The 4,898-nt window shown below is 49.3% G+C and carries 3 protein-coding genes and 1 pseudogene; 2 read left to right on the forward strand and 2 right to left on the reverse strand.

Annotated features, from left to right (window positions below; translation table 11 throughout):
* Window positions 1-18: 18 nt before the first annotated feature.
* Entirely contained in the window at window positions 19-1,611 is a 1,593-nt protein-coding gene (locus tag GAC_RS03395; protein WP_037349466.1) for a peptidoglycan D,D-transpeptidase FtsI family protein, read from the reverse strand.
* A 253-nt stretch (window positions 1,612-1,864) separates the two neighbouring features.
* On the opposite strand from GAC_RS03395, the gene hemB reads away from it, so the two are divergent.
* Window positions 1,865-2,848, forward strand: a complete 984-nt coding sequence (gene hemB / locus GAC_RS03400) for a porphobilinogen synthase (RefSeq protein WP_010267396.1) — start codon at window positions 1,865-1,867, stop codon at window positions 2,846-2,848.
* A gap of 6 nt (window positions 2,849-2,854) precedes the next feature.
* A complete protein-coding gene (gene nadE / locus GAC_RS03405) occupies window positions 2,855-4,375 on the forward strand; it encodes an NAD(+) synthase (RefSeq protein ID WP_010269744.1) in 1,521 nt (506 codons plus the stop codon).
* Here the strand turns inward: nadE and GAC_RS03410 are convergent.
* Window positions 4,365-4,898 (reverse strand): annotated as a pseudogene (locus tag GAC_RS03410) (MFS transporter); the annotation flags it as partial. The gene nadE and the pseudogene GAC_RS03410 overlap by 11 nt on opposite strands.

Genomic DNA, 4,898 nt, shown 5'->3' on the forward strand with positions numbered 1-4,898 from the left:
AGCAGGGAAACCCTGTCACTATCCCGCCACCGGAGCAATGCTCAGTATGGGGGCCATTCTACTTATTATTCTCCCCACAACCGGCGCAGACACGGCACCACCCGTAACTTTTGAGCCTTTGGGCTCGTCAATCATCACCATGATCGCATATTTCGGCTCAGAAATGGGAAATATGCCCAAAAATGATGCCAAGTTTGCGTCCTTGCGGTACCTACCATCTATGACTTTCTCCGCCGATCCCGTCTTCCCTCCAACCAGATATCCCTTGACGTTTGCCCGCTTGCCAGTCCCGCGTTCAACCGCAAATCTCAGTAGCTGCTTAACTTTGCGCGATGTCTCGCTGCTCACTACTCTCCTACCCTCCGTCCCTTTTCCGAAGATAAGCGTGGCATCATGCATGATGCCGTCATTTACGAGCCCGGCCGCAGCCTGCACAACGTGCACCGGAGTAACTGCAACTCCATATCCGTACGAAGCTGTAGCAACGGTGCTGTTACTCCACTCTCTGGGGAAAATTGGGAACCCCACCTCTGGAATTTCCAAGCCCAAATCTGACAGCAAATCCATCCTCTCAAAGTACTCCAGCTGAATGTCTTTACCCAAATCCATGGCGATTTTTGCCATACCTACATTTGAAGACTGCGCAAAAATTTCTCTCACGCTCAACACCGGGCTGCGCGACTTGTACATATCGTTGACCTTGTACCTGCCAATGATAAAAGGCTGTGAGACATCATACGTATCTTCAACTGAGACTTTGCCGGAGTCTATGGCGCTTGCTACCGTGAATAGCTTAAACACAGAACCCATTTCATACACACCCAAGGTCACTCGGTTAAATTTTTGATAGTTTTCGGCGGCTTTTGAGCGGTTATTGAGGTCAAAATCTGGCAAACTCACTGCAGCGAGGATTTCACCATTCCTCACGTCCATTACGATCCCAATCCCCGCAGCCGCGTTATACTTCTCCATCTGGCGCAGTATTTCTTCTCTTACAACATTCTGCACTCTAACATCTACTGACAGCTTGACGTCGCCCTGCACACCGAATATGTCTGCATATCTCTCTATACCTGAAATTCCCCTACCATCCGGGTCAACATAGCCTAGTATGTGAGAGAGCAAGTTGTTGTGCGGATATACGCGCTTGACTTCCTGCGTTAAGTGTAGCCCCTTCAACCGCGCCTCTTTGATCTCTGCCGCTTCTGTGGAAGTTATGTCACGTTTAATCCAAATAAACTTTTTCTTCGGCGACAGCAGCCTGCGTATACGCTCACTATCATCGTGCAGAATGGCCGATACTTTTTCTATCACCAATTCAGGATTGGACATCACAGTCGTATCGGCAGAAAGCGACACCGTGGCTATATCCGTCGCAAGTATTTCACCATTGCGATCTAGTATAGTGAACCGACCTTTAGGCTGCGCATTCTTGCTCACCGCGGGTTTGATCTCCTCGTGCGGCACAGCCGTGAGCGTTATCAACCTAAATGTTATGATAATAAAAAAGACCACGAAAGGAATCGTAGCACACAAAAGCCGCTTTTTACTCTTATTAAGGGTTTCATTCCGCAATTCACAGCGGTCAAAAATTTGCCCCACGTGGTCCATGTTGAACTTCCCAACTAAAACCTTCGAAGGTTAGACGCTACGCTTGGCTGCATCAACTAATTTTAGAATCACAATAATCTATACGCGTAAGCCCTTATTGTTGTTCACTTTTTACCCGTCGCTGCCGTGCCCATTGTGTGCTGCTCTATTGGCCACTACTCCGAAACTGCGCTGGGCATTTTGCGATATAAATTAGTTGCTGCATACAGTTAAAGAAAATAAACTCTGTGTGGAAGAGCGGACCGAGTTTCAAATGCAGTTTCCAAAAACAAGAATGCGGCGCAGGCGCGCCCACGCTTGGATGCGCAATATCGTCAGGGAAACTGCACTTTGCGCTGGCAACCTAATACTGCCAATATTCGTCCATGAGCATGACGAAGACATAATTCCGGTAGAAGGTCTGGACTGTATGCGGAATGTATCCGCCAAAGGTGCGGCACATTTGGCGCGTGAAGCGCTAGAGGCGGGAATCAACGCCGTAATTGTGTTCCCGTCCAGATGTAAGAAGTCCACCGACGCGGAGGAGGCATATAATCCAAACAACCTAATTTGCGGCGCAATTCGCCATATAAAAGACTGCGTACCCGAAATTGGGGTTATTGCGGATGTCGCGCTTGATCCTTACACAACCTCCGGACACGATGGCATAGTAGTGGATGGCGAGGTGGATAATGACGCAACAATAACTGCACTCTGCAAACAGGCTGCAGTGCTCGCAGCTGCGGGTTGTGACGTTGTCGCTCCTTCAGATATGATGGATGGTAGGATTGGCGCCATTAGGGAGTTTCTCGATAATTGCGCCTTCAGTAATGTTTGTATACTCTCTTACGCCGCAAAGTTTTGTTCGTGCCTGTATAAGCCATTTCGCGGGGTAGTCGGCTCCCGCACGATGTCTCAGTCCATAGATAAAAGCACATACCAAATGGATGTCGCTAATTCCAGGGAAGCCCTGCTGGAGGCACGTCTTGACGTCGATGAAGGTGCCGATATGCTAATGATCAAACCGGGGATGTTTCACCTGGATGTAATCGCAGCAGTAAGTGCCGCGGTTGAAGTGCCGGTTTTTGCATATCAGGTCAGTGGCGAATATGCCATGATCAAGGCCGCATCGGCAAGTGGCTGGCTGGATTACAACCAATGCATGTATGAAGCACTAATCAGCATGAAACGCGCAGGAGCCAGGTGTATTATCACTTATGCTGCATTAGAAGTGGCAAGAATGCTGAAAACTCGGTAGAAAGCGGTGTTTGACGTCTTCATTGCGCAGCTAAATTACAACGCAAGAGATGTGCGAGGCAACTTTGAAAAGATATTGGCAGGGTATGAAAAAGCTGTAAGTAGCGGGGCTAGAATCATGCTGCTAAGCAGATGTGCGATATCCGGATACTTGGACAAGGCTCCTCTACCATTCGGGGAGTTTACAGCGTTGTACCGCAAATATCTAGAAAACCTGGCCTCGCACACACTGAACAAACAAACCTGTATTGTGGTGGGTGGCGTTGAGCGCAGAGATGCACAGCTTTGTGAGGTGATTTACCTGCTATCCGGCGGCACAATACGAACCTTGATGCACATACCAAAGCGTTTGAGAGATGCTTTTGTGATGTTTAGTGTGAGTGGTTTGACCGCCGCGTTACTGCTTGAGGAAAGCCCAGACGTGGAGCACGGTGGCGCAAGTATACCATCAAATGGGCTAGATCTACTGATACTAATGGGAAAATCTACGCACGGGTGGCCAAATGCCTTATCCTCGTGTGTCAGGCTATCTGGCAAATGCGGCGCCACATTGGCATACGTTAACCTACTCGGCGGATATGAGCACCGAGTGTTTCCCGGAGGATCTCTGCTTTGTAACAACGACAAAGCACACTTGTGTGCCCTTTGGTCCGAAGATCAGAGTATTATGAATCCGTGCGCTACGCTAGACAGCGTCGGAGAACCTCCAACAAGTGAGGAGCAAGATTATCAAAACCTCATGCTCGCGCTTAGGGATTATACCCACAAAAATGGGTTTGCTAGCGTAGTCTTAGGCATGTCCGGGGGGATAGATTCCGCGCTGGTTGCCACCATAGCTACTGATGCCCTGGGGCCGCAGTGCGTACACACGTTCATGCTACCAACAAGATATACTACTCCTTCGAGCGTGGAAGATGCGGCAAAGTGTGCGCTAAATCTTGGTACCAGCCATACAGTAATGTCTATAGAGGAAATTTACCGCACCACGCTTGGGGCGCTGAGTACACTCCCTGCAAACTCTCTCTCAGGCGTGGCCGAGGAAAACATGCAGTCTAGAATACGGGGAATATCCCTGATGGCGGCTAGTAACAAAATGGGATGGTTGCTCCTCGCCACTGGCAATAAATCCGAGCTACTAACGGGATATACGACTCTGTACGGTGATATGTGCGGGGGCTTTGCCCCAATCAAAGACGTGTACAAAACCAGAGTATACGAACTTGCGAAGTGGCGGAACAACAAAATACCGCGGGGTAGTCTTTGTCAAAAGACAAATGTAATACCAGAAGAGATAATACGTAAAGCCCCTTCAGCCGAGCTAAGGCCGGACCAAAAGGATCAAGACACCTTGCCGGAATATTCCGTCCTAGATCGCGTGTTACACGCACTTGTAGACCTCGGGCAAACGCAGGAGGAAATTGTGCGGTCAGGGTTCAGTGGAGAGTTGGTTGAGACAGTCATGAACCTGGTGCAAAAGTCATCCTTCAAGCTACAACAGGCCCCGTGTGGGCCGATCATCAGCCCATAAGTTTCCGGTGCGGGGCTGTTACTTCCCCCCCCCCTTCTCCGGAAAGTACAAACTTATATGATCCATCTTCAACCCGCAAGAAAAGCGCAACCATCACGAAGACTGTGACGGCGAAGGAGATCAGGTAAAATGCCGGAATAGTATTTAGCCCAGTGGCATGGGAAAGCCACAGACAAATGGCTGGGGAAAAACCACCTAGAAGGTACCCAGCGCTGTAAGGCGCAGAAAAACATGTCTGCCGCGCACCCACCGGAAACATTAACACAACAAACGGCCCGTACCATCCCCAATATGAGCCGAACATCACGAAAAACGCCATGCGTGCGATCATTGACCCTTCGTAGATGAAGTGCACAACCGGATACATCGCAACTACTATAATAGCCAAAACAGCCAGTAAGCAGCTTTTCCTCTTGTTAGCATCAGACACAAGCAGGCTCGCGTAGGATGCAAGCATCAAAAGCAACAATGAGATGACATACTCTAAGATACCCGACCTGTGGCCCATGTCCATGCAGACCAA

The organism is Anaplasma marginale str. Florida, from assembly GCF_000215485.1.
GTDB lineage: Bacteria > Pseudomonadota > Alphaproteobacteria > Rickettsiales > Anaplasmataceae > Anaplasma > Anaplasma marginale.

Excerpts from the sequence above, each read along its gene's own strand:
- GAC_RS03395 (WP_037349466.1), bottom strand. The coding sequence starts at position 1,611 with ATGGACCACGTGGGGCAAATTTTTGACCGCTGTGAATTGCGGAATGAA.
- hemB (WP_010267396.1), top strand. The coding sequence starts at position 1,865 with ATGCAGTTTCCAAAAACAAGAATGCGGCGCAGGCGCGCCCACGCTTGG.